Origin of the sequence: Bellilinea sp., from assembly GCF_034432615.1 — a bacterium.
Taxonomy (GTDB): domain Bacteria; phylum Chloroflexota; class Anaerolineae; order Anaerolineales; family Anaerolineaceae; genus Bellilinea.
Genome location: NZ_DAOUBL010000254.1, coordinates 1 through 25,445 on the forward strand (window position 1 = coordinate 1; position 25,445 = coordinate 25,445).

Sequence of the window (25,445 nt, forward strand, 5' to 3'; positions counted from 1 at the left end):
TATGGGGTGCTGTCAGGTGGGCGCGGAGGGGCTCGAATAACATCTCCCCATGGGGACGCCCGAGCCTAAAAAAAAACCCCCGTTATGGGGTGCTGTCAGGTGGGCGCGGAGGGGCTCGAATAACATCACCCCATGGGGACGCCCGAGCCAAAAAAACACCCCCGTTATGGGGTGCTGTCAGGTGGGCGCGGAGGGGCTCGAACCCCCGAACCTCACGGATGTGAACCGTGCGCTCTGACCAACTGAGCTACGCGCCCTGGGTGACCTAGATTATAGCAGGATTTTCCGCCACAGGCAAGATTTCGCGTTAGCTTATTAAAAATGTTCCTCTAAGTGGGGTTCGGGATATGCCCAAAACCCAGACAGCAGCAATTTGAACCCTTCAAAAAGGAGAGGCGACGACGGAACAGTGCCCCCTCATGGGGGTTTGAACCCGTGATCAGGGTTTTGCAGTGGCATTGATTGGGTGTCGTATTATTGACATTTTTTGTCTATAAATGTAATATTATGAATAGATTTTAGATGCTGATGGTTTTAGATAACCCACTATAAATCGCTGTGTAACGCGGGTTTTGGAAATAGATATACGTCAAAAAGTGCAGTATATCAGAAACCCGTACAAATTAAAGTTAGACGACATGTAGTGGTGTGACGCGTGCAAGGGAAGGAACAGGATATGGCTAAACTCGTGTTCGGAATGAATCAGTCCCTGGACGGCTACGTCGACCATATGATGTTTGCGCCACGCCCCACGCTCTTTCGCCACTTCATTGAGGAGACTCAAGGGCAGGCGGGCAGTGTCTACGGTCGCCAAATGTACGAGGTCATGCGTTACTGGGACGACGAGCATCCTGAATGGGATGCGGCAGAACAGGCCTTCGCGGCTGCGTGGCGGAAGCAGCCGAAATGGGTCGTCTCGCGCACGTTGAACTCGGTCGGCCCGAATGCCGCGCTTGTCGAAGGTGATCTCGCGAGCTCGATTCGCAAGCTGAAGGCGGAACGTGACGGGGAAATCGAAGTTGCCGGTCCGAGCCTGGCGCACAGCCTCACCGAGCTTGGCCTCATCGATGAGTATCGGATCTACCTGCACCCCGTCGTGCTGGGTCACGGTAAGCCCTATTTCGCCGGACCCCGACCGCCGCTCCGCCTCATCACCAATGATCGGATTGACGAGGATGTGATCCGATTGGTCTATGTTCCTGCTTAATTTCACAACCCTCAGGAAGGCCATTGCTGCTAAAACGTGGTTTTTGGCGAGGGCTAACCGAGGTCTACCAACCGGTTGCGGCGGACGGGCACTGAATCGCATTGTTGGGTTTTGCAAACCCTATTTCAGTAGACAATGAAGGAGAGCCAATCATATTAGATACGAGGATAATACTTTCAGGATTATGGACAGCGGTAATGTTGACCTATCTTTTGGGGGATGTGCTGCGAATATTTGCCGGTCACATTACACCAGGAGAAATCTTAGGTACAAAACCATCTCAGGGGATGTGGTTGTTTGTGGCAGCTTTGATGCTGATTCCGATTGTTATGCTTGTGCTGACCCTGACGTTAAAGCATCCCGCCATTCGCTGGGCGAACATTATCGTTCCGGTATTGCTTGTTGTTTTCAATCTCTTCGGATTTTCTGGATACCTTGGAACGTACGACAGATTTCTGCTCCTTGTAAGCTTTGTGTTTAATGCACTGACGGTCTGGTATGCATTGAAATGGGCAGTTTAGAGGTGCGATTCGATTAAGATCCGAAGTGGATTGCCATGAGAAGCAACTGCTCTTTCGACAAGTATGTTTTGGGAATTCTATTCTTCATTCACGGACAAAGAAGTATCGGAGAAAACTCATGAAAGCGATTGTATACACAGAATATGGGCCGCCGGATGTTCTTCAGCTAACAGAGGTAGAAAAACCTGTGCCCAAGGACAATGAAATACTGGTAAAAGTATATGCGACAACCGTATCAGCAGGAACGGTGGTAGTGCGAAGCGGAAAACACCCGGATTCCACACTGTGGACTCTCGCGCTGCGAATAATGTTTGGCCTCACAAAACCCAAAAAGACTATCCTGGGATATGAGGTGTCCGGGGAGGTTGAAGCGGTTGGCAAAGATGTAAAACTGTTTAAGAAGGGTGACCAAGTTTTTGGAACAACCACTGGCTTAAGAGCTGGCGCTTATGCCGAATATGTATGTCTGCCCGAAGAATGGAAGCAAGGAGTGGTGGCCAAAAAACCTGCGAACATTACCTATGAGGAAGCCGCCGCTGTTCCTATTGGGGGTATGACAGCGTTACATCTTCTGAAAACGGCAAATATCCAGAGGGGACAAAAAGTCCTTATCTATGGCGCTTCTGGAAGTGTAGGTACCTTTGCGGTACAAATTGCCAAGTACCATTTTGGGGCAGAAGTAACCGGGGTATGCAGCACCTCAAGTTTAGATCTTGTAAGATCTCTGGGGGCTGATAAGGTAATTGATTACACTCAAGAGGATTTCACCCAGAGCGGCGAAACCTATGAGATTGTTTTTGATGCGGTTGGCAAGATATCCTCTTCACGCGGTAAAAGCTCTCTGACGAAGAACGGGATCTCTCTAACCGTCAAATCCCTGACAAGCGAAGAGACCGAAAAGCTCATTTTGCTCAAAGAGCTTATTGAGGTGGGAAAGATAAGAGCAGTCATTGATAGAAGTTACTCGTTAGAACAGACCGCCGAGGCTCACAGGTATGTTGAAAAAGGGCACAAAAAGGGGAATGTCGTCATCACGATGGGATACGGTAGCAAAACCTAACCACGGGCTGCAGCCGCACGTGGAGTGAAGCGCAGCGTGTCGGCTGAACCCATCCGTTATGCTGAAATCCAATCGTGCGAGAGGAGAATCATGAGTAAAGTATTCGTCAATATTGGGCTTAGCCTCGATGGCTACATGGCACCGGAAGGAATGACCATGGAGAATTGGGACAAGCCTGAGTACAAGAACTGGGGCGCCAAGTGGGGTGCGCTGATGGGCTGGGCTCTCAATCAAGAGTACATCCGCGAGAACCTCAAGCTCGGACCAGGTGGAGAGACCGGCCCGGTCAATGACCTGCTTCGCAGCACCACGGAGCGCATCGGTGCCAACATTATGGGCAAGCGCATGTTTGAAGGTGGAGAGCGCGGCTGGCCGGAGGAGGCTCCGTTTCACACAGCGGTATACGTTCTTACCCATGAGAAGCGCGAACCCTGGGTGCGCCCCGGTGGGACGACCTTTTACTTCATCAATGACGGACCGGAGCGGGCACTTGAGCTGGCGCGGGAATCTGCGGGCAGTCGTGATATTCGAATTGCAGGCGGCGCAGACGTGATCCAACAGTATTTGAACATGGGTGTCATTGACGAGCTGGAAATCGCCCTGACGCCCGTGTTGTTCGGCAGCGGGCGGCGTCTGTTCGAGAACCTGCGCGAACCCTTGCCGCAGTTTCGCATTGACAGGGTGCTTGATAGTCCAACCGCCACGCACTTGCGCTATGTGCGTCAGTGAGGGTGGTCTGACAACCGGTTGCGGCGGACGGCGTCCCGCCACCAAACTGGAGTGTTTGGCGAGTGACAGGATAGGAGACGATAAGCATGAGCGAACAGGGTTGGCGGGAGTTTCTTTCTGCGGAGGGCATCGATGATTGGGTTGTACTACATGGAGGCGCAACGGCTGTCTTTCGTGTCAGATCGTTGGGAAAAGCGGCACGCTTAGCCGAAGCAATCGCGAGAATCCCGGGTCTTGAAGATACCTGTGTCCTAATGACGATCAGTGATGGCTTTATTAACGTTCGTTTGACGCGCGTTCTTTTACTTCGTCTTCGCTTACGACCATCTCACCCGTAACCATTGCAGCCCTAATTTTGCCTTTCTCAACCATCTGGTGCAAATAGGCTTCTTCCAGCCCGTGCTGGCGGGTGGCTTCGGAAAGTGGAATGAGTGAGGGAAGCGTGACCATGCCTGATCTCTGAACAAACACAAAACGCACCCAGGGGTGCATCGGGTGCGCTGCTCGTCAAAGGGATGGAATCCCTGTGACTAAAAGAAATAGAAACGGGTAAAGTGCTTACTTGAGAGGCGACGACGGGATTTGAACCCGTGATCAGGGTTTTGCAGACCCTTGCCTTACCACTTGGCCACGTCGCCAAAACTTGCAAAAAAGATTTTACTCAACAACCCCGCTTTGGTCAAGCCAAACCTTAAATAACAAACAAATCTACCCATTCGTTGACCGGCATCGCCTGCAGTCTGTTGGCATCCTGACAGACCGACAGAATTTGGGCTGCCTGCTTTGGCGGGAAACGACGAGCCAGATTGACCTTAAATTTTTCAATCAACAGCGGAATCCCCTCCGCGCGCCGCCGGCGGTGGCCGATCGGATATTCGACTACCACCTGGTCGGTGGAGCTTCCATCGCGGAAAAAGACTTGCACCGCATTGGTAATCGAACGCTTTTGCGGGTCGAGGTAGTCCCGGCTGAATTTTGGATTTTCTACCACTTCCATCTTTGCGCGCAAATCATCAATGCGCGGATCGGCAGCGACTTCATCTTCGTAATGCCGGGCAGTCAATTCCCCATAAATCAAGCCGATAGCAGTCATATATTGAATGCAGTGGTCGCGGTCGGCGGGGTTATACAGCGGCCCGCGTTTATCAATGATGCGGATGGCCGACTCGTGCGTGGTGATCACCACTTTTTCAATCTCTTCCAGCCGGTCGCGCACCAGCGGATGAAGTTGAAAGGCTGCTTCTACTGCTGTCTGTGCATGGAACTCGGCCGGGAAGGAAATCTTGAAAAGCACATTTTCCATCACATACGAACCGAATGGCTGCGACAGCTTGAACGATTGCCCGCGAAAAAGTACGTCATAAAAACCCCATGTTTTGGCTGTCAGGGCGGAAGGATACCCCATTTCCCCCTTGACCGCCATCAGCGCAAGGCGTACCGCGCGACTGGTGGCATCTCCCGCTGCCCAGGATTTGCGTGAACCGGTGTTTGGGGCATGGCGATAAGTACGCAGCGGATGGCCATCAATAAAGGCATTGGAGAGGGCGTTGATGATCTCGTCTTTCGTGCCCCCCAGCATGGCGGTTACCACCGCTGTGCTGGCAACCTTGACCAGAATGACGTGATCCAGCCCAACCCGATTGAAACTGTTTTCCAGGGCCAGAACCCCCTGTATCTCGTGGGCTTTGATCATGGCGGTCAACAACTGCCGGATGGTCAGAGGTAGTTTGCCATTCGCCACCGCTGTGCGCGAAAGCCAGTCCGCGGTTGCCAGAATGCCACCCAGATTATCCGAAGGATGACCCCATTCAGCGGCCAGCCAGGTGTCGTTGAAATCCAGCCAGCGGATCATTGCTCCGATGTTAAAAGCAGCTGTGACCGGATCGAGGACGAATTGGGTGCCCGGTACGCGGGCTCCGTTGGGAACAATCGTGCCGGGCACAATCGGGCCAAGCAATTTGGTACAGGCAGGGTAGGAGAGGGCTTCCAGACCGCAGCCCAGCGTATCCATCAGGCACAGTCGGGCAGTGTCGTACGCTTCGGTACTGGTAATTTCTGTATTCAGCACATAATCGGCAATTTGTACCAGCACGTCATCCGGCTGGGGACGAAGATTGGTCATTGCTTCGCTCATGGTTCTGCTGCCGTTATATGCGTTTTTCAATCGGGACGTATTCGCGCGGTTCTGGACCAATGTAATTTGCCGAAGGACGGATAATTTTCCCATCCAGCCGCTGTTCGATGACATGCGCCGCCCAACCGGCAGTACGCGCCATCACAAACAAGGGTGTGAACATGAATGTCGGTATGCCGAGCATGTGATAGACAACCGCACTGTACCAGTCCAGATTGGGGAACATGCGCTTCTGCTCCCACATGACGTCTTCAATCTTTTCGGCAATATCGCACATGGTCTCGTCGCCAAAATCTTTGCATAATGAGCATGAAAGCCCTTTCAAAATCTTGGCGCGCGGATCGGAAATGGTGTAAACCGGATGCCCAAACCCGAGGATAATCCCTTTATTCTCCAAAATGCGGCGGACATCTTCTGCGGCTTCCTCAGGTGATTTATAACGCTCGATGACTTCCATTGCCCCTTCGTTGGCGCCGCCGTGTTTGAATCCTTTTAAAGCGCCAATTGCGCCGGTAATCGCAGAATAGATATCTGAACCTGTGCCGGCAATGACCCGGCCGGTGAATGTTGAGGCGTTAAATTCATGTTCGGCGTAGAGGATGAGCGTAATATCCAGGGCTCGCTCGTGTAACTCGCTGGGTTTGCGCCCGTGGAGAAGATGCAAAAAGTGACCTGCAATCGTATCGTCGTCCGTTTCCACTTCAATCCGCCGTCCGTGATGCGAGTAGTGGAACCAGTAGGTCAGCATGGAGGGGAAAATGGCCAGCAGACGGTCAGCAATATGACGCGCTCCCTCTACGGGATGATCCTCGCGCTCAGGCAGCGTAGCCCCCAAAATGGAGCAGCCCGTGCGTAAAACGTCCATGGGGTGAGCGGCTGCGGGAATCTGCTCCAGCACGGCTTTTACCGGGGCCGGCAAACCGCGCAGCGTCTTGAGCCGCCGCCGGTAGCGGTCAAACTCATTGGCAACCGGCAGTTTTTCATAGATCAGCAAGTACGCCACCTCTTCAAAGGTCGAATACTCCGCCAGATCATTGATATCATATCCACGATAGCGCAGGTCATGCCCCAGTGTACCCACCGTGCAGATTGCGGTGTTGCCAGCCGGAACCCCCGAAAGGGCAACCGATTTCTTCTTGGCATCCTTCTTTTCCAACACCTGATCACTCATCGTCTCTCCTCTCCTTGGCAAAAAGTTGATCGAGTTTTTCTTCGTAAGCGTAATAGTTCAAAACCTCATACAGTTCCGCCCGAGTCTGCATCATTCCCAACACTGCCTGCTGGGTTCCATCCCGCCGCAGGATCTGATAAACTGCTGATGCTGCCGCACTCATTGCCCGGAAAGCAGAAAGTGGATAAAGCACCAACTCAACCCCCACTTCGGCAAGTTGATGGGTGGTGAACAGCGGGGTCTTCCCAAATTCGGTGATGTTGGCTAAAACCGGCACGCCGGCAGCCCGTACAAATTCCGCATACATTCCTAATTCAGTCACTGCTTCGGCAAAGATCATATCCGCGCCGGCTTCGACATAGCGGCGGCTGCGCTCCAGCGCCGATTCCAACCCCTCAACTGCCAGTGCATCGGTACGCGCCATGATGACAAAGGAAGGATCGCTACGCGCATCCACCGCTGCCTTGATGCGATCTTCCATCTCTTCAGGCGGCACAAGCGCTTTACCGGGGCGATGACCGCAACGCTTGGCCTGCACCTGATCTTCAATGTGCATGGCAGCTGCTCCGGCTTTGATCAGCGAACGCACCGTCCTGGCAATGTTAAAAGCACTTCCAAAGCCGGTGTCCACATCCACCAGCAACGGTAATGAACACGCATCGGTAATGCGGCGAGCATCCATCAAAACATCTTCCAGTGTCGTGATGCCCAAATCGGGAACTCCCAATGAAGCCGCTGCAACACCCCCGCCCGAAAGGTAAATTGCCTGAAAACCAGCCCGTTCCGCCAGTAAAGCCGCGTAGGCATTGATTACTCCCACCACCTGTAAAGGTCTTTCCTTCTTCATCGCCTCCCGAAAACGCTCGCCGGCAGAGGGAGATAATTGCACGGTCGCCTCCTGTTTGGTTTAGTAGATGACGGTCGTTGTGCACCTGGCGGTTGTTTTATTCTTAAGAACCGTAACCATTTGCACCCCAACGGGTTACTTTAATGATACCAACTCGATGATTCAAAGTCAATTAATTTCATCGGATTAGTGCAAAATTCACCATTTCGAATGAAGTTTTTTAACCCCCTTGTCCGACAATTTTGTCATTTCAAGATGGTTAATGTCTGACATCTGATTAAAGAGGGTAGAAGTCGGGATTTCTTTCACTATGTCATGCAGCCCAATTCATCCTATAATCTAATAAGGTCATTTCTTCCTGCCAGAATCACGACAAATCATTTTCAATCACCCAAAAGGACGGATCGAATGAAAAAGCATAATTTCAATCCCGGACCCTCAATTCTCCCGCAATATACCATTGAAGAAACCGCCAAAGCCATCCACGAATTTGCCGGTACAGGGCTTTCCATTTTGGAAATCTCTCATCGCAGCAAAGAATTTGAAGCCGTAGTCAATGAGTGCGTTGCCCTGTTCAAAGAGCTGCTGAACATTCCCGAAGGTTATGCCGTCATTTTTGTAGGCGGCGGCGCCAGCACCCAGTTTTTCCACGTTCCCTATAATCTCCTTGAGAAGAAAGCCGCTTACTTGATCACCGGTCAGTGGGCACAAAAAGCCTATAAGGAAGCCAAGTTGTTCGGCCCGGTTGAGGCGGTGGCTTCTTCGGAAGATAAAAACTTCACTTATATTCCAAAGCAATTTACTATTCCCGAAGATGCGGATTATTTCCACATCACCACCAATAACACCATTTACGGTACCGAAATTCTCACCGACCTGGATTCACCCGTGCCGCTGGTGGCGGATATGTCCTCGGATATTTTTTCCCGCCCGGTTGATGTATCCAAATACGGCTTAATTTACGGTGGGGCGCAGAAAAACCTGGCCCCCGCCGGATTGACATTTGTGATTGTGCGGGAAGACATTCTTGGCAAGGTCAGCCGCCCGCTGCCAACCATGGTGGATTACCGCACACACATCAAAAATAATTCCCTTTACAATACACCGCCGGTGGTCATCCTGTACTCTGCTCTCCTCACTCTGCGTTGGATGAAAGAACAAGGCGGGCTGGTCGAGATGGAAAAGCGGAACAAAGCCAAGGCCGAGCTGCTCTACAACGAAATTGACCGCAACAAATTATTTGTCGGCACGGTTGTAAAAGAGGACCGCTCACGGATGAATGTCTGCTTTGTGATGGCGCCGGGCTACGAGCATCTGGAAGCCGAATTTGCCGATTTTGCCAAAAGTAAAGGTATGGTGGGCATCAAAGGTCACCGTTCGGTAGGCGGTTTCCGCGCCTCGTTGTACAATGCCTTACCGCTGGAAAGCGTGCAGGCACTGGTGGACTGCATGCGGGAATTTGAAGCCAACCACTAAACCAAACCAAGTAAAGAAACCCCCGCTTCAAGCGGGGGGCTTTTTTTTACAGGGCGGTTTTCTCATAACGTGCACGGGTGAGGCGGCGGCGAAAGCCCAGTTCGTAAAAACGGCGAATGGCCGCCGGATTGTTGACATTGACATGCAGCCCAACTTCAGGATAGCCCACCTGTTGAAAATGACGCAGAGCATGTGCCAGCAGACCAAAGGCTACCCCCTGGCCGCGCAGTTGTGGGACAACGCCGGTCTGACTGATCCATGCCATCTTTCCCATCTGCCCGGCAGTTACAAACGCCACAGGGCGATTATCCTCGCTGATCGCCAGCCAGGACGAATGGGGGAGAAAATCAGTGTCACCTTCGTATTCGGCAATCCATTTTTCCAGCGGGTCAAACGATGCGGCCCGGTCGTAAAAAGCATCACAATAGGCCCGGTAAAACAGCGGAGCGGTCTCTGCTGTCCAGTTCACCAAGCGATACGTTTCAGGCAGCCGGTCTGCGGGCGGGCTGTGTTCCAGAGAGCAGACCATCATATTTTCCGCAAAAATGGGAGTAAAACCGGACTGAACATAAATGGAATGTGCATCGGCTGTCAGGGCTTCGTTGCGGATAATCAACCGTCGGATGCGGTGATACCCGCTGACCAGATTGGCACGATTTTCCAGCCATTCCAACAACAAAGTGCCCAATCCGCGCCGTCGGTAAAGCGGATGAACTCTTCCGCCCAGTATCACCTGCTGCTCGTTCTCTGAGGAAGGCAGCAGCTGAATCCAACCCACCGCCATGAGGATTTCTTCGCCGGCGGCACAAAAGGTATTGTCCACATGTTCCTGCATGGCTGCCAGCGCATCCCCCACCAGATTGCTGACCCATTCATCGCCGTCTGCCTGTTTGCAGGCACGATCCAGTTCTCTTAATTTCGGTTCATCTTCAGCCTGAAGTCCGCGCCAGGTCATCCAGGCCTTTCCCGCATTTTCACTGTCCATAAGGCCACCTCTTGTTCTATTTTACTCCGCTAACGGTTACAATGGGGTGTATTCACTCATTAAACCCCGTTCTACTATATTTCGTCACTCCAGTCTGTTCAAAAGAAAGGAAAACCGATGACCAGTTCTCAACTACCATCCATTGGCCGCCCGAATATGCCGGAAAGTTATGGTCTTTCACAAAATGCCGCCGGTCAGCTGGAATGGGAGTGGGTTCAGAACCAGATGATTGAAGCCCGCAATTACTGGGTGTGTACCACTCGCAAAGATGGGCGTCCGCATGTCATGCCGGTTTGGGGTGTATGGCAGGAGAATTGCTTTTATTTTGGTACAGATATCCACTCGGTTAAAGCCCACAACCTGGGTCGCAATCCAAACCTTGTTGTTCATCTGGAGAGCGGAGATGAGGTGGTCATCATTGAATGTCGGGCTCAACAGATCAGCGACCCGCAACTGTTGAGCCGCGTGCTGAAGACCTATAGTCAAAAATACGCTGTTTTCTCGGACGAAAGTGAGTTAACCGAAGTAACCATTTTTTACGCCGCCAAACCCTACAAGGTTCTTGCATGGCGGGAAGCCAGTTTTCCCACCAGTGCCACGCGCTGGCGTTTTGACGAATGAGATCGCCTGCGCGAAAATATTTTTAAATCCCTCGGATTACTTCTTCGGATTGACTCCTCAAACATTTCTGCTTTCAGGAGTGAATACTCAAACATCACGGCGGTTAACCATAAAAAGGGCTGGGTCTTTATGATCCAGCCCTCCGCCAGATTTTTTCTCACCTACTCGTACCGCAGGGCTTCGACTATATCCAGCCGGGTTGCCTGACGGGCTGGCACAATGGCAGCCAGCGCACCGAACAACAGCCCGACTGCAAGGGCAGCCAGAATACCGGAAGCCGGGAAGATATACTGCATTGGGAATCCCATCGCCTCGAAGGCCTTGACAGACATCACCCCCATGTAAAGACCGGCCAAAATGCCAAATGCTGTGCCAATCGCTGCCAGAATTAAAGCCTCTGAGAGAATGATCGCCCGCACCTGCCGGCGGTTGGCGCCTACTGCGCGCAACATGCCAATTTCACGGGTGCGTTCCAGCACGCCAATGGCCAGGGTATTGACCATTGCAATCAACGATGGGATGGCGAGGAAGGCAGCCATGGCGTACATGGCGATGAAAACTGCGTCAAACATGCGCGCATTTTCTTCTACATACGCCTTGCCGTTCAACAGTTTGAACTGCGGATAATCCTTCAGCAGGGTCATCAAAGCGCTTTCCACCTTTTCCCGGTCGGCATTGGGCTTGAGATTGATCTGGAAAAACACATCCTCCTGTCGTCCAAAGTCCAGTGCAATGTTGGCCTGGGAGATGTAAGCGGTGGTTGTCTTGGCGTTCAGGTAATCGGTGGCAAGTCCCACCACCCGGTAGGTCTTTTTGCCGCTGGCCGTTACCAGTTCGACTTCATCTCCCACCTGTATACCGGTTGCGGTTGCCAGCACGCCGTTGATGATCATCGCCCGTTCGGTTTTGAGCGCCTGAAAAGCGCTGATCGGATCGCCGGTTGTGAAGGTCAGCGATTCCATCTGGAGGTAGGCGTCCGGGTCAATCCCCAGCACGCCCACAGTAATATCCCCAATCTGGGCGGCGGCAAACCGCAGCGTGCTGACCAGTTCCACCCCCTCAATCTGGCGCAAATCTTCGGCCAGCATCGGCGAAGCGCCGGTATTCGAACCCCACACTGCCAGGGTGGGCGGTACCAGCAGGTAGTCGCTGCCCAGACTTTTTTCCATAATCCGCGTGAAGGTCAGCGCAACCGACGAGAGGATGGAAGCCATCATCACCACCACAGCCAGGGCAATCATGGTGGTTGATGCGGTTACGGTGGCGCGTCCCGGCTGGCGGGTGAGGTTGCCTTCGGCTAACTGCGCCGTCCCATGGCGCGCGAAGATCAGCGCCAGCAGGCTGCCAAACATCACCGCTATCGGATTGATCAGGGCTGGTGCCATGAGGATGAGGGAAACGATGAACATCACTGCCCCCAGTCCAATCAAAGCGGCCTGCTGACTGAACAAAATCCCGGCGGCCAGCGCCATCAGTACCACCCCAGCCCAAAACGACACACTGGCAACCCGCTTGAAATTGACCTTTCCCAAAGACGGGCGCAGGGCTTCCAGCGGGGTGATCCGTGAGGCTGAGTAAGCCGGGATCAGACCGGCGACAACCGTGATGCCCACGCCGAGTACAATCGAGGTGATCAGCAGAACCGGTGAAACCTCTGGCGCACCGACGGTGATGTTTAAAAACTGCTTGCTGATTGGCACAATCAACTGTAAAACCAGCAATCCAAACAAATAACCCAACACCAGCCCCGCAGCAGTGCCGATCACTCCCTGCAGCAGCCCTTCGGTGATGATTAACCAGCGGATGGTACGGCGGTTAGCACCCAGCGCGCGCAGCATGCCAATATCACGGCGGCGCTCTGCGATGATGGTACGGAATGTGTTGAAGATGATGAATCCACCCATCAACAGCGCCAGGAAGCCCATCAGCACAAATATCAATTGAGCGTTCTTCAGGTTGGTATAGATTTCCGAGCCGGTTTCCAATGCCCCAATCTTGAATTGATCACCCAGCGTTTCGGTAATGCGTTTTTGAATGTCGGCCCGGCGGGCTTCATCCAGTGTGCCAAAATTGGCGTCAATGATGTTGATCCTGTCCGGCATATTCATCAAACGCTGGGCTTCGCCCAGAGTTACCAGCACTTCTTCGTTGCCGGGCGTCATTCGTTCCGGCAGGATACCGACGATTTTTAATTCGGCTATGCCGGTGGCGGTCGGCAGCGCCAGGGTATCATCCAGCTTTAAGCCGATTTCGCGAGCCAGCGAGCGGGTGATGACCGCTGCTCCACGATCATCGGGTTCGAGGAACCGCCCTTCAACAATGTTGTAGGCGATCATCTGGCGCCCTGCGAGCGGATCAACCCCTTTCAAAATCAGTGCTGTGATTCGGTCAAAGGCTTGGGGGTCTTTATCGAAGTAATCGGCCGGCAGGTTGATGATTCGTTCCAGCGAGCCGCTGGCGACCTCTACCCCTTCCACTGCCCGCACTTTATCCAACACGGAAGGATCGAAGGCTTCACCGGTTTTGTGTGTGATTGTCACATCCACCTGCCCGGCCACCGCCATCACCTGAGTTTGATAGGCTTTGACGAAGGTGGGCAGAAAAGTATTCATGCCGAAAATGACCAGTACCCCAAAGGTAATTGCCAGGGTGGTCAGAGCAGTACGTAATTTGCGTCCGCTTAAATATCTCCATGCCAGAGTCAAATACAGGTTCATTGCGCGCTCCTTTTTTCGGGTGTCAATCACCAATTTCCCGCATTTTATCCAGCACGGCATCGGCTTGATCGCCATTGCGGTGTTCCAGAACAGTTTCATCCACGATTTTGCCGTCTTTGAGGAAAACAATCCGGTCGGCGTAAGCAGCAATGCGTGCATCATGGGTCACCATGAGAATGGTGCGGTTCCATGTTGAGGAGATCTGCCTGAGCAGGGTGGCAATTTCCTCCGAAGCGCGTGAGTCAAGGTTACCGGTGGGTTCATCAGCCAGAATCAGTGCCGGATCGCTTGCCAGTGCACGGGCAATAGCCACTCGCTGTTGCTCTCCGCCGGAAAGTTCGGAAGGGTGATGATGCAAACGATGCCCCAGACCAACCTGTTCCAGCCACTCCTGCGCTTGTTGACGTGCTTCAGCGGGGTGTATCCCGTCCAAAATGATTGGCAGGGCGGTATTTTCCAATGCGGTCAACACCGGTATCAGATTAAAGAATTGAAAAACAAAGCCCATCTTTCGCCGGCGAATGGCAGTAACCTCATCATCACTGAGCGTAGTCAAATCCTGACCATCAAACAGGACCTTCCCGGAGCTGGGACGATCCAACCCTCCGATCAAATGCAGCAGGGTGGATTTTCCACAGCCGCTGGGTCCCATCACAGCCACAAATTCGCCGGGCTGGATTGAAAGGTTTATGCCGTTCAACGCATGGATTGCGGTTGCTCCATGACCGTATATTTTTGTCAGAGCCTGAGCAGTTACAATGGGGTGATTCATGTTGCCTCCAAATTTAAGTGGATGTTGAATGTGAAGTTTTGGGCTGTTTGGGCGGCCGCCCGCGCGGGCGCAGTTCAGGTTGCGGCACCGGCTGTTTGAGAACCTCATCCAGCCGACTCTCGATCATGTCCAACCAGCGCAAATCGGCTTCAAGGTGCATAATCGCCTGATCCAGTAAGAGGATGTGCGCCAGCGAGGAATAAGGATCCAATTCCATACGCAGCGCCGTCAAGCGGTGCAATTCCTGAAACAAACTGGTGCGCTGCAGGTAAATCAACCGTCGTGGATCCGATTGACCGGTTGCCAGAGCCAACATCAGTTTCAAAAAAAATTCATCCCGCTGGTGCTCCACCTTGACCGGCGACTCAAACCAGCGGCGCAGTTCCTCTCGCCCTGCGGGCGTGATGGCGTAACAACGCTTTGCCACATCCTCTTCGCCTTCAACGGTTTCTTCTACGATCAGGCCGCTTTCTTTCAGGCGGGTCAGGGTGGTGTAAACTTGAGCCGGTTTCAGCTCCCAGGTTTCCCTTCCGCCCATCACAGCCTGAAAGGCTTGCAGCAGCTCATAACCATAGCGGCTGCGCTGGCAAAGCAAACCTAAAAGGGCATTCCGAACAGACATAATTAAAAATACTCACCGGTTTACCAAATTTCGAGAAAATATAAAACCGATGAATATTTTTGTCAAGGGAATTGAGTCGAATCAAAAGAGAGCCGGTTAATTGCCTTGACCGAAATGGTAATTACTCCGTCATTCCCCTGCCAGATATTGCTGCAATGCCTGCAGCACTTTGCTCAATTCTTCCGCGGTTGAATAAACCTGCCCGGCTAATTCCTGCAGGGGGGTTGTCTTGCCGGCCTGCTCCAGTTCGGCCGCCAATACCGCCAGCTGTGAAGCCCCCAGCGTTGCACTGTTTGATTTCAGCGTATGAGCGGAACGCACAAAACGGGCTGCATCACCGCTTGCCATGGTTTCTTTGAGGGTCTCCAGCAGTTTGGGGGCATCGCTGAGATAAGAACGGATAATATCCTCAATGAAACGATCCGCATCTTCACCCATAAAATCCCGATAGGAGTTCAACGTACTCAGATCAAGAGACATGTTCACCTCGCTTAATTTTTTGGTAGGCACTTTCCAACCCGCGCATCAGGTCCTCAACCCGGATCGGTTTTGAAATGTAGTCATCCATTCCCAGTTCCAGATAGCGTTCGCGATCCCCTTCCAGCGCATTGGCAGTCATGGCGATCAAGATTGGACGCTGCTCGGGCGGGTAGCGGCGGCATATTTCACGGGCTGCTTCTTCACCGTCCATTTCAGGCATTTGAACATCCAGCAGCACAACATCATATTGCTGGCGGCGCAGGGCTTCCAGCACTTCCAGCCCATTCGCTGCCACATCCACATGGTAACCCATGCGTTGTAAAATACCGGTTGCCACTTTTTGATTGACCAGATTGTCCTCCGCCAGCAAGATATGCAGTGGATATTGTTGGGCAAAAGTGTGATCAATCACCGGTGCAGTGTGCTTTTTTGGTTGTGAGCGTGGTTTATTGTTCAATACCGACAGGATTGTTTCATACAACTGGATTGGTTTGAGCGGCTTGTAAAGTACGGTTGAAAACAACTCCTGTGTGGCGGAGGCTGGTTTATAACCCAACGAAGTAAAGAGAACCATGGGCAGGTTTTTACCTTGCGGCAGTTGGCGGATTTGTTCGGCAACCATGATCCCATCCATCTCCGGCATTTGCATATCAATCAACGCCAGGTCGAACACCTCTCCGTTGCGAATCAATTCGAGGGCTTCTTTACCGTTGGAAACAGAATAGGGTTTCATCTTCCAGCGTGAGGTCTGGCGGGAGATGATCATGCGGTTCATGGCGTTGTCGTCCACAATCAAAATGCTGCGCTCTGCCAGATCATCGCTTTGAATCTGGTATGGCAGCACGCGGGTGACCGGCGAGGCTTCAGCCTGAATGGTAAAGTGGAAAGTTGAGCCTTTGCCTAACTCGCTTTCCACCCATATTTCCCCACCCATCATCTCCACCAGGCGTTTGCTGATGGATAAGCCCAATCCTGTGCCGCCAAACTTGCGCGAGGTTGAAGCATCCACCTGAGAAAACGGCTTGAACAAGCGGTCAAGCCGCTCCGGCGGGATGCCGATGCCAGTGTCGCGTACCGCAAAATGAACGCGGTAGATTTTGTCTTCCTCAGCAGATTCAACTTTAGCAGCTTCAACCGTGATGAAAACGCCACCCTGTGGGGTGAATTTGACGGCATTGGAGAGCAGATTCACCAGCACCTGCCGCAGACGGGTGACATCCCCTATCAGACGATTAGGCGTATTCTCCTGTATCAGATAAGACAGGTCAAGTCCCTTCTCTGAGGCTTTCGAGGCCAGCAGGTCCATGGCTGACTCGATGCAGTCGCTCAAATAGAAGGGCTGTTTTTCCATGACCATCTTGCCGGCTTCGATCTTTGAAAAGTCCAGAATATCGTTGATGATGGTGAGCAATGAGTCGCCACTGGTGCGGATGGTTTCGACAAAGGTTTTCTGCTCGGCGTTGAGCGGTGTATCTAATAACAGGCTGGTCATCCCAATTACGGCATTCAGGGGGGTGCGGATTTCGTGGCTCATATTTGCCAGAAACTCTGCTTTTGCCTGCGCTGCGGCTTCGGCCTGCCGCCGGGCTTGCAACAATTCGCTAATGTCATGGTAAATGCCGAGCACACCGATGGGCTGTCCGTCCACTACCACCGGCACACCGAAAATTTCCACATCCACAAGACTGCCGTCTTTACGCTTGCGCTGCCCCAGCGAGTGAACTTTTCCCAGACTGACGACTGTAGCGCTGTAAGATTTTGCCTGTTGGATTTCATCCTCGGGAACGATGAGATCGTCAATATTCTTGTGTTCGATCTCACTCAAACGATAACCGAACAGCTCTTCAAAGGCCGGGTTGCAGCCCGTGATGCAATGTTTGTGATCCAGTGTCACAATTGCCACCGGGCTGTTTTCCACCAGCGTTTCAAAATAGCGCTTCTGACGGCGGATTTCATCTTCTGCCTTGCGCCGTTCGGTAATATCCTCCATGACCGAAACCACATACTTTACCTGTCCATCCTCAGCGAGAATTGGAATGGTTGTCTGCTGATTGATGAACAATCCTCCATCCTTCTTCTTTTCAATCAGTTCCCCCTGCCAAGGTTCGCCCTTTAAGACCTGTTCTCGAATTTGAAGGTAAAACTCATCATCATGTGCACCGGAACGGGAAAACCCCAACTTCTTCCCAATCACCTCATCGGGCGCATAACCGGTCAACCGGCAGTAAGCGGGATTGACCCACATTACCCGATCGTCTGTGTCAGCCAGCAGGACGGCGTTGGCGATATGGTTGAGAATGACACTTTGAAGCCGTAATTTTTCTTCATTGAGGCGATTTTTCAAAATCGTAGCCAGGTCACCGGCTACCGTTTCGAGATCCAACGGATTCCATGTTTCATCGTTGACGGTATTCTCGTCAACATATACTGCCAGTACTGCCTCCAATTCCCCATCCACTTCAACCGGCACATACAGATTGCCATGAAAATGATCGCGCTGGATGGAACTGATTTCATTCTGGCAGGTGACAAACTGAATGTCATGGCTGCGCATGGCAGCCCCGCAGCGGCAGTAGCCATCCGGCACCAGGCGGCAAAACTGCCCGGCATTCGGGTCAAGGTAACGCTCTGCTACTATTCTGAGGCTGTTGGTGGCTTTATCATACAAAAAGATGCCGGCCTGTTTGGCGGAGGCAAGCACCGGCAGTTCCAGAATCAGGTCTAGCGATTGGGTCAATGTTTCTTTTAAAGGCAGATTCTGCAAAGAAAGTTGCAGCAATTGATTAAGTACGTACTGCGTTTTAAAGGCCTGATCGAGCTGCTTAACACGCTGGTTAACGGTTTCTTCCAGTTTTTGATTAACCACCATTACCATCTCTTTTTGTCGGCCCAACAGGTAAAATACCACACCAAGGATCAGCGGCGCGCAGGAAACCACCCAGACGATCCGGCTTTCGGAGTACAGCCGAACGATTGAATACCAGCCGGAATAATCCCGTACGTTCGAAAATTCGAGCAGAAGGGCAAAAACCGGGAAGATTAACCCGAGTGCAAAGCCCGTCAGGCTGTATTGGATGGCTAACCGTTTTTTTAAAACATCGGATTTCATGCGGATTATTGCTCCTTCACTCGTCTGGTCACGGAGTTGCTGTTGAGACGAACCGCAAAGTGCCTACATCCAGCACCTCGCCCGGTAGAACGGCGATTTGAAATTCGTGCCCGACACGCTCATCTGCCACAATCAGGTACTGCTTACCGGCCGGCACACCGCTGATCTCAAAGTAGCCGTTGCTGTCTGCTCTGGAAAAGATTTCGCTACCCAAAATGTAGATTTCGGCTTGAAAAGGCTGCCCCCGTTCATCCACAACAATGCCCCTGATGCTGCCGACGCCGCGAACCAGCTGCTGGTTATCGGAGCGGACGAAAACAACCACCGACAATCCAATGACCGTAACCAGTAAAACCAGAATGACCAGTTGCGGCAGGCTCAGCCGCTTTTTGGGCGGCAGGTCTTCCTGCAATCCGTGCTTGAAATCCTTAAGTGAAGGCGACTGTTCAAAATTCATGCCAAACCTCCCCAACCATCGCGCGGCTTACTTTACTTCCAGAATAGAAAAATGACTGGTGCAGGCAGTTGTGTTGCTCCAGGAGCGAAAGCCAACGCCGCCATTTTTATAGACGTGATCAGTTGCTTCCAAAACTTTTTTGCCATCAATCAACACCGTAATGTTTGCCCCTTGAACGACAATGTCAATATCATGTGGGGTTTTGTAAACCGCAAAATCAGTCGGAATATCGCTTTGGGCGATTGGTTTCCAGATTTCCTTACCGTTCATCCAACGGCGAATCAGGAAAGATCCGTTCGGCGACCCATAATTCTTCATTCCCGGATCATATTGAAAAATATATCCCGATGCGCCTTGCTGACCAAAGGTTGTCCTGAAAAACACCCCAAACCCGGAGCCCTGATTAATGACCACATCTTCGAGATGAATGACATAGTCCTTCAATTCGTTTTTCATGGAACAGGTGTTGAAGGTTTGAGTTGCTCCGCTCCAGCAAAAACCGCTGGGGCTGAGTTGGGTACTTCCGAACTGATTTTGCCAGCCACCCATACCTTGTGAAAAGTCATCCTCACAAATTGCTTTTGGTTTTGCAGCAACCGCGCAGGTGCCGCTGTTGGAAAAAATGCTGACTACCGCGCAGTACACATCCCGCAGGGAAATGCCGAAAATCTGTAAGATCAGAATTAATGCCACCACTGCCAGAACGAGGATCAACCCATATTCCAGTAGCCCCTGTCCCGATTCAACCCTGTTTTTTCTCATGTGCACCTCCAGATGGGTCATTTTTGCCTGGCTTTCATCCGCTTTTGAACCCGAACCAGTGCCTCAGAATACGGCTTTGGTGGATTCTTTTTATGTTCCGTCTTGCTCCAGTAAAAGGTAAAATCCTCAAACAGGCCGCCCAGCGCGCTTTCCGGTGCTTCCCATACCGGCGGTTTGCCCATCGTCAAGGCGTTGATCAGTTCATCCCCGGCAAAAGGCAGCACAATCTCAATCCGCTTTTGAAGGACTTTTTCAATTTCTTCTCTGGGCAGCCCCCTGCCTTTGAAGTTCCAGTTGAGAACCAGTTTTACTTTTTCTGGCGAATATCCAATTTTGGCAAACACATCCAGCGCAATACTGGTACATTGTACGGCTGCCAGCTCCGGAGAGAGCACCAGCAGAATCTGATCTGCCTGATCCAGAGCGGCGAGGGTTGTTTCTGAAAAATTATGCGGCAGGTCAAGAACAAGGTATTCATTTTGTTTTGCCAGCAGGCTCAACACCTGTTTGACCTGTTCACCAATCAGTAATTCGGCTTCGTACGGCCGGCGCGGTGCAGCCAGCACACTCAGGCCGGATGGATGTTTCAGCAGAATCTGATAGATGACTTCGGTATCAATCTCTTCCGCTTTGATGTGGGATAATTCCGCCCAGCTGTGACGCAAGGGTAAATCCATCATCAACGCCGAAATTCCATTATCCAACGCCAGATCTATCAGGGTCACCGGCATTTTCCACAACTGGCTCAGTCCGATTGCCGTGTTGGTGGCAATGGAAGAGACCCCAATACCCCCTCGTAACGAAAAGATGGCGATGGTTTGTGCCTGAGTTTTTGCAGGGGCTGGCAGATAAAAAGAAGAACGACGCAATGCAACCTGCACCCGGGCAATAAATTCCTGCGGTTGAAATGGTTTAGGGATGAAGTCATCTGCGCCGGCTTCAAAGGCTTTCAGCCGTTCTTCCAATTGATTCAGGGAAGTTAAAATCAAAATCGGCAGCCGGGCAGTTTCGGGACGGTCTCTCAACCTGCGGCACAGCTGATACCCATCCATTTCAGGCATCATCACGTCCAGAATTACCAGGTCCGGCATGACCTTTGGAATGGCTGCCAGCGCTTCGGTGGCGCTGGCAGCGGCATAAACCTCATACCCCTCTTTTTTGAGGACACCCCCCACCAATTTACGACTGACTTCATTGTCATCCACAATGAAGATTTTTTCACGCATAGCGTCGCCTCCTCTTTTACTTAAAAAAATTATACCGACCGGGCATTGAATACTCCGTAACATCTTTGTAAAGAATATTTTCAGTTTTGTTAGGGAGATTCGGGCTTTTTTTTTACCCCTTCAGTCCATAAATTTGTATAGTTTTGAGCAGAGCAGCCAAGATGACCATTGCAGACCCCATCCATCGCCGGCAGTTGAAGGAAAAGTCAATGGGGAGGCAACAAAAAACAAGCTGGATGAAATGAAATAACCTGTTGGGTTGCGCCGCAAGCCGCTCATCCGCTGGCGGCACTTCCTGCGGCCGTCTAACAACTGATTTCAGACTGTGATGCGTACCCGTGAAAAAAGTCTCACCACCCAGGTGTTGATGGAGCAACCCGGGTCAGCTTCTGCTCAACCGCCCGGTAAATCGGTGGGTATTTCCCTAATCCTTTGAAAGGAAAATGACCTGCCGGAATTAGTTTTCCTGGACTGAAAGGGATTTTTACCACAAGGCGAATTAACCAAACCGGCCGGTAACATAATCCTCGGTTTCTTTGACCCTGGGGGAAACAAACAGCTGCTTTCCAATACCGTATTCCATCAGGCGGCCTTGCAGGAAGAAGGCAGCGTAATCGGCAACGCGTGCTGCCTGCTGAACGTTATGAGGAACCAGCACAATTGTGTATTTTTCTTTAAGTTCCAAAAGCGAATACTCAATTTTGGCGGTTGAGACCGGATCCAGTGCTGAGGTGGGTTCATCCAGCAGGATTACTTCTGGTTCCAGCGCCAGCACCCGTGCCAGACACAACCGTTGCTGCTGTCCGCCGGAAATGGCACTGGCGGGGTCATGAAGGCGGTCTTTGACTTCATCCCACAGGGCTGCCAGCCGCAAGGCTTTTTCAACTGCTTCGTCCAGCCGGCTTTTGTTCTTTTCGCCGGCCAGCAGCAAACCGTAGGCGACGTTCTCCCAGAGCGTCAACGGCAGCGGAACCGGACGAGAAAAGACCATACCAATTTTTCGACGCAGTTCGATCACGTCCGTATCCGGATCAAGGATATTTTTGCCATTGAACCAGATTTTTCCGCTCAAATGACGCACATCGGCAAGGTCGTTCAAGCGGTTAAAGGCGCGCAACAAAGATGACTTGCCGCCGCCTGCCGGCCCAAAAAACACGTTGACCGCATTGGCAATCACTTCAACACTGATGTCGGTCAGGCTTTCTACGCCATCAGAGTAAACCAGGGTCAGATTCTGGACTGAAATTTTACTTTGCATGGTTTGGTTTACCATTGGCGGCGAGCCCGGGCGCGGTTGCGAATGAGGGTTGCAATCAAATTCATACCCAGCACAAATACCAGCAGCACCAAAACTGTCCCATACTGGATTTGCAGCGGCATACCCGGTACAGATGTGGAGATGACAAAAATGTGGTAGGGCAGGGCCATCGTGGCATCCATGGGAGAGGATGGCAGACGTGGTAAAAAGAAAGCGGCACCGGTAAAGAGGATCGGGGCGGTTTCGCCGGCGGCGCGTTCCAGCCCTAGGATGATACCGGTGATCACGCCCGGCATGGCCTGTGGAAGCGTGATTCGCCAGGTGGTCTGCCAGCGGGTACCACCCAGTGAGGTGCTGACCACACGAAAGGCATTGGGCACCGAACGGAGAGCTTCTTCAGTGGTGCTGATGATGACCGGCAGGGTCATGATCGAGAGGGTCAAAGACGCAGCCAGAATACTGGTACCCAAGCGTAAGAAAAGGACAAACAATCCCAACCCGAACAACCCATATACAACGGAAGGGATGCCGGCCAGATTGATGATAGCGATGCGGATCAGCCGGGTTGCAGGATTATCGCTGGCATATTCAGCCAGATAGATGCCGGCAGCCACCCCCAGCGGAACAGAGAAAATGGCTGTTCCCACCGTCAGGTAGATAGTGCCCATGATCGCCGGTAAAATGCCGCCGGCACGCATGCCGTCCTGAGGCATTTGGGTTAAAAATTCCCACGAAATAGCTGGCAAACCACGGATGAGAATAAAAACGATAACCCCGATAACGGGCAGGGCAGTAAGCAGGGTGATCAGGCGCAGTAAATTGATGCCCATTACCTCAACCTGCTTCATTTTCCGGGAATACTCAATTGTTTTCATCGTTCATCCTCAGGAAAGCAAACGTTCGGAGCGTTTTCGGCTGCGCAGCGTGAGGGATGATGCTACCAGATTGACGACTAAAGAAATGAGGAACAAAATGATGCCAATAAAAAAGAGGACATGATAGTGTGGAGAACCGGTTGCGACCTCACCCATTTCAGAGGCGATGGTAGCCGTCATGGTTCGGGCTGGCATAAAGAGGGCATTCAGGCCGCCAGGCAAGACCGGAGCGTTGCCGGTTACCATCATGACCGCCATTGTTTCACCAATCGAACGGCCGACTCCCAACATGAGCGCTGTCAACAAACCGGAACGGGCTGCGGGTACGGTCACGCCCCAGGCAGTCTGCCAGTTGGTTGCCCCCAGCGCCAGCGCACCTTGTCGGTAAGCAGGGGGTACCGTGTTCAGGGCATCCTCGGCAATGGAAACAATGGTCGGCAGGGAGATCAGTGCCAAAAGCACTGCGCCGGTGAAGGCAGTCAATCCGGTGGGCAGGTCAAAGAAGCGGCGGAAGAATGGCGCCACAATTTGAATGCCCAGAAAACCCAGCACAACCGATGGTAAACCTGCCAGAATCTCAATAATCGGCTTTAAGAGATTTCTCAACCAGGGCGGAGAAAATTCAGAGAGAAAGACAGCTGTGCCAATGCCAAATGGTACGGCGATCAAAATTGCGCCAACGGTGACCAGAATTGAACCACTGATGAGCGGAAGAATGCCAAAATATTTTTCGATAGGATACCAGCGGCTGCCGAACAAATCTTTTAGCGGAACGTCATTCAGGGCAGGTAACCCTTCCCGCAGCAGGAAAACAAGGATCAGCCCGACGAACAAAATACTGGAATAGCCCGCCAGGATAATCAAACTGTTGATGATCCGTTCACCGAAAGTTGTGCGGCTCAATTTCATTGGGCTAGTTTCCTGCGCTGAGTGTAACGATTGGCACAAATCCAAGGCGTGAAACAATATCCTGCGCCTGAGGACTGAGGATCCAATTCAGGTATTCACCCACCAGAGGGGGAGCATCCCGGCGGGTGTACATGTATAAATCTCGAGAAATTGGGTAGGCTCCGCTGTTGACCGTTTCAATGGAAGGCAAGACAAACGGCCCCTGTGGCTGAGTACCAATTGCCAGCACTTTGACATGCTCGGTAACATAACCCAGCCCATCGTAACCAATTGCGTTGGGGTTATCACTGACTTCGGCGATGATGCCTTCGGATGAGGGCAGTAAAAGAGTATCTGCCGAAAAGATGGCTTTGTTGTTGTGATCCCCTTTGCGAATCACCTCTTCCAGAAAATAAACATGGGTGCCCGAATTGGTCTCGCGTGACAGACGGACAATTGGACGATTTTCTCCCCCCACTTCCTGCCAGTTGTTGATCACACCCTGATAAATTAACGAGATCTGGTCAATGGTCAGCTGGTTTACCGGGTTTTGGGGATGGACAATGACGGCAATGGCATCCCGGGCGACAACATGTTCTACCGGTTCAATGCCGTTCGCCAGGGCGGCTTGCATTTCCTCTTCTTTAATCTGGCGGGAGGCGTTGGCAATGTCCACCGTGCCACTGATCATGGCGGTGATGCCGGTTCCGCTGCCGCCGCCGGTAACCGAAATGCGCACCTCCGGATGAAGCCGCTGATATTCTTCAGCCCACGCCAGCGCCAGATTGACAATTGTATCTGACCCTTTGTTTTGTATATAAGTGGAAGGTGGTGGGGTTTGATCACTCCCGCTGGCGGTGCAGGCCGTCAGGATCATTGCAATGACGACGATGACGAAGACCGTTATTCGTTTCATGCCTGTATAAATTATAAGCCAGAATATTCAATCAAAATTAATCATCGAAATAAATTTAATCACCACTTTTCAGGAAAAGTGTCATAGCCCGCCGTTTGGGAAAATGGCGGAGTGAGAACTATTCCCCGGTGAATGATACCGATGCGGTATAATTAGGGGGTTATCATTCTGGGTAAGAGAAGGAAAGCGTTATGGATATCGGTACAATACAACCGGTAGATATTGATGAACAGATGCGCTCGGCGTATCTGGACTATGCGATGAGTGTGATTGTGGCGCGCGCTCTGCCGGATGCGCGCGATGGTCTCAAGCCGGTTCACCGGCGTATTTTGTTTGCCATGCAGGAATTGGGCATACGCGCCAACAGCGCTTATAAAAAATCGGCGCGCATTGTCGGCGAAGTGCTGGGTAAATATCATCCTCACGGTGATATGGCTGTCTATGACGCCATGGCGCGCATGGCGCAGGATTTTTCGATGCGCTATCCGTTGATTGATGGGCAGGGCAATTTTGGTTCGATTGATGGTGATGCTCCGGCTGCCATGCGTTACACCGAAGCCCGCCTGAATGCCATGGCTGAAGAAATGCTGGCCGACATCGACAAAGATACGG

General features: G+C 52.0%; 24 protein-coding genes and 2 tRNA genes. 7 read left to right on the forward strand and 19 right to left on the reverse strand.

Features of this window, described 5'->3' with window-relative positions:
• Positions 1–182 precede the first annotated feature (182 nt).
• Positions 183–257 (reverse strand) — tRNA-Val (locus VAE48_RS11005).
• 419 nt (positions 258–676) lie between these two features.
• Between VAE48_RS11005 and VAE48_RS11010 the strand changes: the two genes are divergently transcribed.
• The 4 genes from VAE48_RS11010 (at position 677) to VAE48_RS11025 (ending at position 3,517) form a co-directional block, all read left to right on the forward strand.
• Entirely contained in the window at positions 677–1,207 is a 531-nt protein-coding gene (locus tag VAE48_RS11010) for a dihydrofolate reductase family protein (RefSeq protein ID WP_322793376.1), read from the forward strand.
• 197 nt (positions 1,208–1,404) lie between these two features.
• Positions 1,405–1,728, forward strand: coding sequence for a hypothetical protein (locus VAE48_RS11015; protein ID WP_322793377.1), 324 nt, complete (start codon positions 1,405–1,407; stop codon positions 1,726–1,728).
• Positions 1,729–1,846: 118 nt separating this feature from the next.
• Positions 1,847–2,788, forward strand: a complete 942-nt coding sequence (locus VAE48_RS11020) for an NAD(P)-dependent alcohol dehydrogenase (protein WP_322793378.1) — start codon at positions 1,847–1,849, stop codon at positions 2,786–2,788.
• A gap of 90 nt (positions 2,789–2,878) precedes the next feature.
• The gene (locus VAE48_RS11025; protein WP_322793379.1) at positions 2,879–3,517 is read left to right on the forward strand and encodes a dihydrofolate reductase family protein; all 639 of its coding nucleotides are present in this window, start codon (positions 2,879–2,881) and stop codon (positions 3,515–3,517) included.
• Positions 3,518–3,793: 276 nt separating this feature from the next.
• Here VAE48_RS11025 and VAE48_RS11030 read toward each other — a convergent pair whose 3' ends face one another.
• From VAE48_RS11030 to prpB, 5 genes are all read right to left on the reverse strand, one after another.
• The gene (locus VAE48_RS11030; RefSeq protein ID WP_322793380.1) at positions 3,794–3,967 is read right to left on the reverse strand and encodes a hypothetical protein; all 174 of its coding nucleotides are present in this window, start codon (positions 3,965–3,967) and stop codon (positions 3,794–3,796) included.
• Positions 3,968–4,084: 117 nt separating this feature from the next.
• Positions 4,085–4,155: transfer RNA gene (locus tag VAE48_RS11035), tRNA-Cys, on the reverse strand.
• Positions 4,156–4,208: 53 nt separating this feature from the next.
• Positions 4,209–5,651, reverse strand: coding sequence for a bifunctional 2-methylcitrate dehydratase/aconitate hydratase (locus VAE48_RS11040; RefSeq protein ID WP_322793381.1), 1,443 nt, complete (start codon positions 5,649–5,651; stop codon positions 4,209–4,211).
• A gap of 13 nt (positions 5,652–5,664) precedes the next feature.
• Positions 5,665–6,822, reverse strand: a complete 1,158-nt coding sequence (gene prpC / locus VAE48_RS11045; protein WP_322793382.1) for a 2-methylcitrate synthase — start codon at positions 6,820–6,822, stop codon at positions 5,665–5,667.
• On the reverse strand, positions 6,815–7,711 hold the full coding sequence (gene prpB, locus VAE48_RS11050) for a methylisocitrate lyase (RefSeq protein WP_322793383.1): 897 nt from the start codon (positions 7,709–7,711) through the stop codon (positions 6,815–6,817). The genes prpC and prpB overlap by 8 nt, the downstream gene beginning before the upstream one ends.
• A gap of 366 nt (positions 7,712–8,077) precedes the next feature.
• Between prpB and serC the strand changes: the two genes are divergently transcribed.
• The gene (serC, locus tag VAE48_RS11055) at positions 8,078–9,145 is read left to right on the forward strand and encodes a 3-phosphoserine/phosphohydroxythreonine transaminase (RefSeq protein WP_322793384.1); all 1,068 of its coding nucleotides are present in this window, start codon (positions 8,078–8,080) and stop codon (positions 9,143–9,145) included.
• A gap of 46 nt (positions 9,146–9,191) precedes the next feature.
• Here serC and VAE48_RS11060 read toward each other — a convergent pair whose 3' ends face one another.
• Positions 9,192–10,130 (reverse strand): GNAT family N-acetyltransferase, encoded by a 939-nt coding sequence (locus VAE48_RS11060; RefSeq protein WP_322793385.1) that lies wholly within the window; start codon positions 10,128–10,130, stop codon positions 9,192–9,194.
• Between the two features lie 117 nt (positions 10,131–10,247).
• Here VAE48_RS11060 and VAE48_RS11065 point away from each other — a divergent pair, with 117 nt between their 5' ends.
• Positions 10,248–10,751, forward strand: coding sequence for a pyridoxamine 5'-phosphate oxidase family protein (locus tag VAE48_RS11065; protein ID WP_322793386.1), 504 nt, complete (start codon positions 10,248–10,250; stop codon positions 10,749–10,751).
• Positions 10,752–10,912: 161 nt separating this feature from the next.
• On the opposite strand, the gene VAE48_RS11070 is transcribed toward VAE48_RS11065, so the two are convergent.
• The 12 genes from VAE48_RS11070 to VAE48_RS11125 all read right to left on the reverse strand — a co-directional run bounded on the left by VAE48_RS11070 (position 10,913) and on the right by VAE48_RS11125 (position 24,833).
• The gene (locus VAE48_RS11070) at positions 10,913–13,468 is read right to left on the reverse strand and encodes an ABC transporter permease (protein ID WP_322793387.1); all 2,556 of its coding nucleotides are present in this window, start codon (positions 13,466–13,468) and stop codon (positions 10,913–10,915) included.
• A gap of 22 nt (positions 13,469–13,490) precedes the next feature.
• Positions 13,491–14,240, reverse strand: coding sequence for an ABC transporter ATP-binding protein (locus VAE48_RS11075; RefSeq protein ID WP_322793388.1), 750 nt, complete (start codon positions 14,238–14,240; stop codon positions 13,491–13,493).
• Positions 14,241–14,253: 13 nt separating this feature from the next.
• Positions 14,254–14,862 (reverse strand): PadR family transcriptional regulator, encoded by a 609-nt coding sequence (locus VAE48_RS11080; RefSeq protein ID WP_322793389.1) that lies wholly within the window; start codon positions 14,860–14,862, stop codon positions 14,254–14,256.
• 129 nt (positions 14,863–14,991) lie between these two features.
• The gene (locus tag VAE48_RS11085) at positions 14,992–15,342 is read right to left on the reverse strand and encodes an Hpt domain-containing protein (protein WP_322793390.1); all 351 of its coding nucleotides are present in this window, start codon (positions 15,340–15,342) and stop codon (positions 14,992–14,994) included.
• Positions 15,332–18,451, reverse strand: a complete 3,120-nt coding sequence (locus VAE48_RS11090; RefSeq protein ID WP_322793391.1) for a response regulator — start codon at positions 18,449–18,451, stop codon at positions 15,332–15,334. The genes VAE48_RS11085 and VAE48_RS11090 overlap by 11 nt, the downstream gene beginning before the upstream one ends.
• A 28-nt stretch (positions 18,452–18,479) precedes the next feature.
• Complete coding sequence (locus VAE48_RS11095) at positions 18,480–18,908, reverse strand: hypothetical protein (RefSeq protein ID WP_322793392.1); 429 nt, start codon at positions 18,906–18,908, stop codon at positions 18,480–18,482.
• 27 nt (positions 18,909–18,935) lie between these two features.
• Positions 18,936–19,670 carry a family 16 glycoside hydrolase gene (locus tag VAE48_RS11100; protein ID WP_322793393.1) on the reverse strand — a complete coding sequence of 245 codons (735 nt, stop codon included), beginning with the start codon at positions 19,668–19,670 and terminating at the stop codon, positions 18,936–18,938.
• A 17-nt stretch (positions 19,671–19,687) separates the two neighbouring features.
• The gene (locus VAE48_RS11105; protein WP_322793394.1) at positions 19,688–20,896 is read right to left on the reverse strand and encodes a response regulator; all 1,209 of its coding nucleotides are present in this window, start codon (positions 20,894–20,896) and stop codon (positions 19,688–19,690) included.
• Between the two features lie 499 nt (positions 20,897–21,395).
• Complete coding sequence (locus VAE48_RS11110) at positions 21,396–22,154, reverse strand: phosphate ABC transporter ATP-binding protein (protein ID WP_322793395.1); 759 nt, start codon at positions 22,152–22,154, stop codon at positions 21,396–21,398.
• A gap of 8 nt (positions 22,155–22,162) precedes the next feature.
• Positions 22,163–23,029, reverse strand: coding sequence for a phosphate ABC transporter permease PstA (pstA, locus tag VAE48_RS11115; RefSeq protein WP_322793396.1), 867 nt, complete (start codon positions 23,027–23,029; stop codon positions 22,163–22,165).
• Positions 23,030–23,038: 9 nt separating this feature from the next.
• Positions 23,039–23,938, reverse strand: coding sequence for a phosphate ABC transporter permease subunit PstC (pstC, locus tag VAE48_RS11120; RefSeq protein WP_322793397.1), 900 nt, complete (start codon positions 23,936–23,938; stop codon positions 23,039–23,041).
• A 4-nt stretch (positions 23,939–23,942) separates the two neighbouring features.
• The gene (locus tag VAE48_RS11125; RefSeq protein ID WP_322793398.1) at positions 23,943–24,833 is read right to left on the reverse strand and encodes a PstS family phosphate ABC transporter substrate-binding protein; all 891 of its coding nucleotides are present in this window, start codon (positions 24,831–24,833) and stop codon (positions 23,943–23,945) included.
• Between the two features lie 191 nt (positions 24,834–25,024).
• Between VAE48_RS11125 and VAE48_RS11130 the strand changes: the two genes are divergently transcribed.
• Positions 25,025–25,445, forward strand: a 421-nt coding sequence (locus tag VAE48_RS11130; protein ID WP_322793399.1) for a DNA gyrase subunit A, incomplete at its 3' end; no start/stop codon positions are given.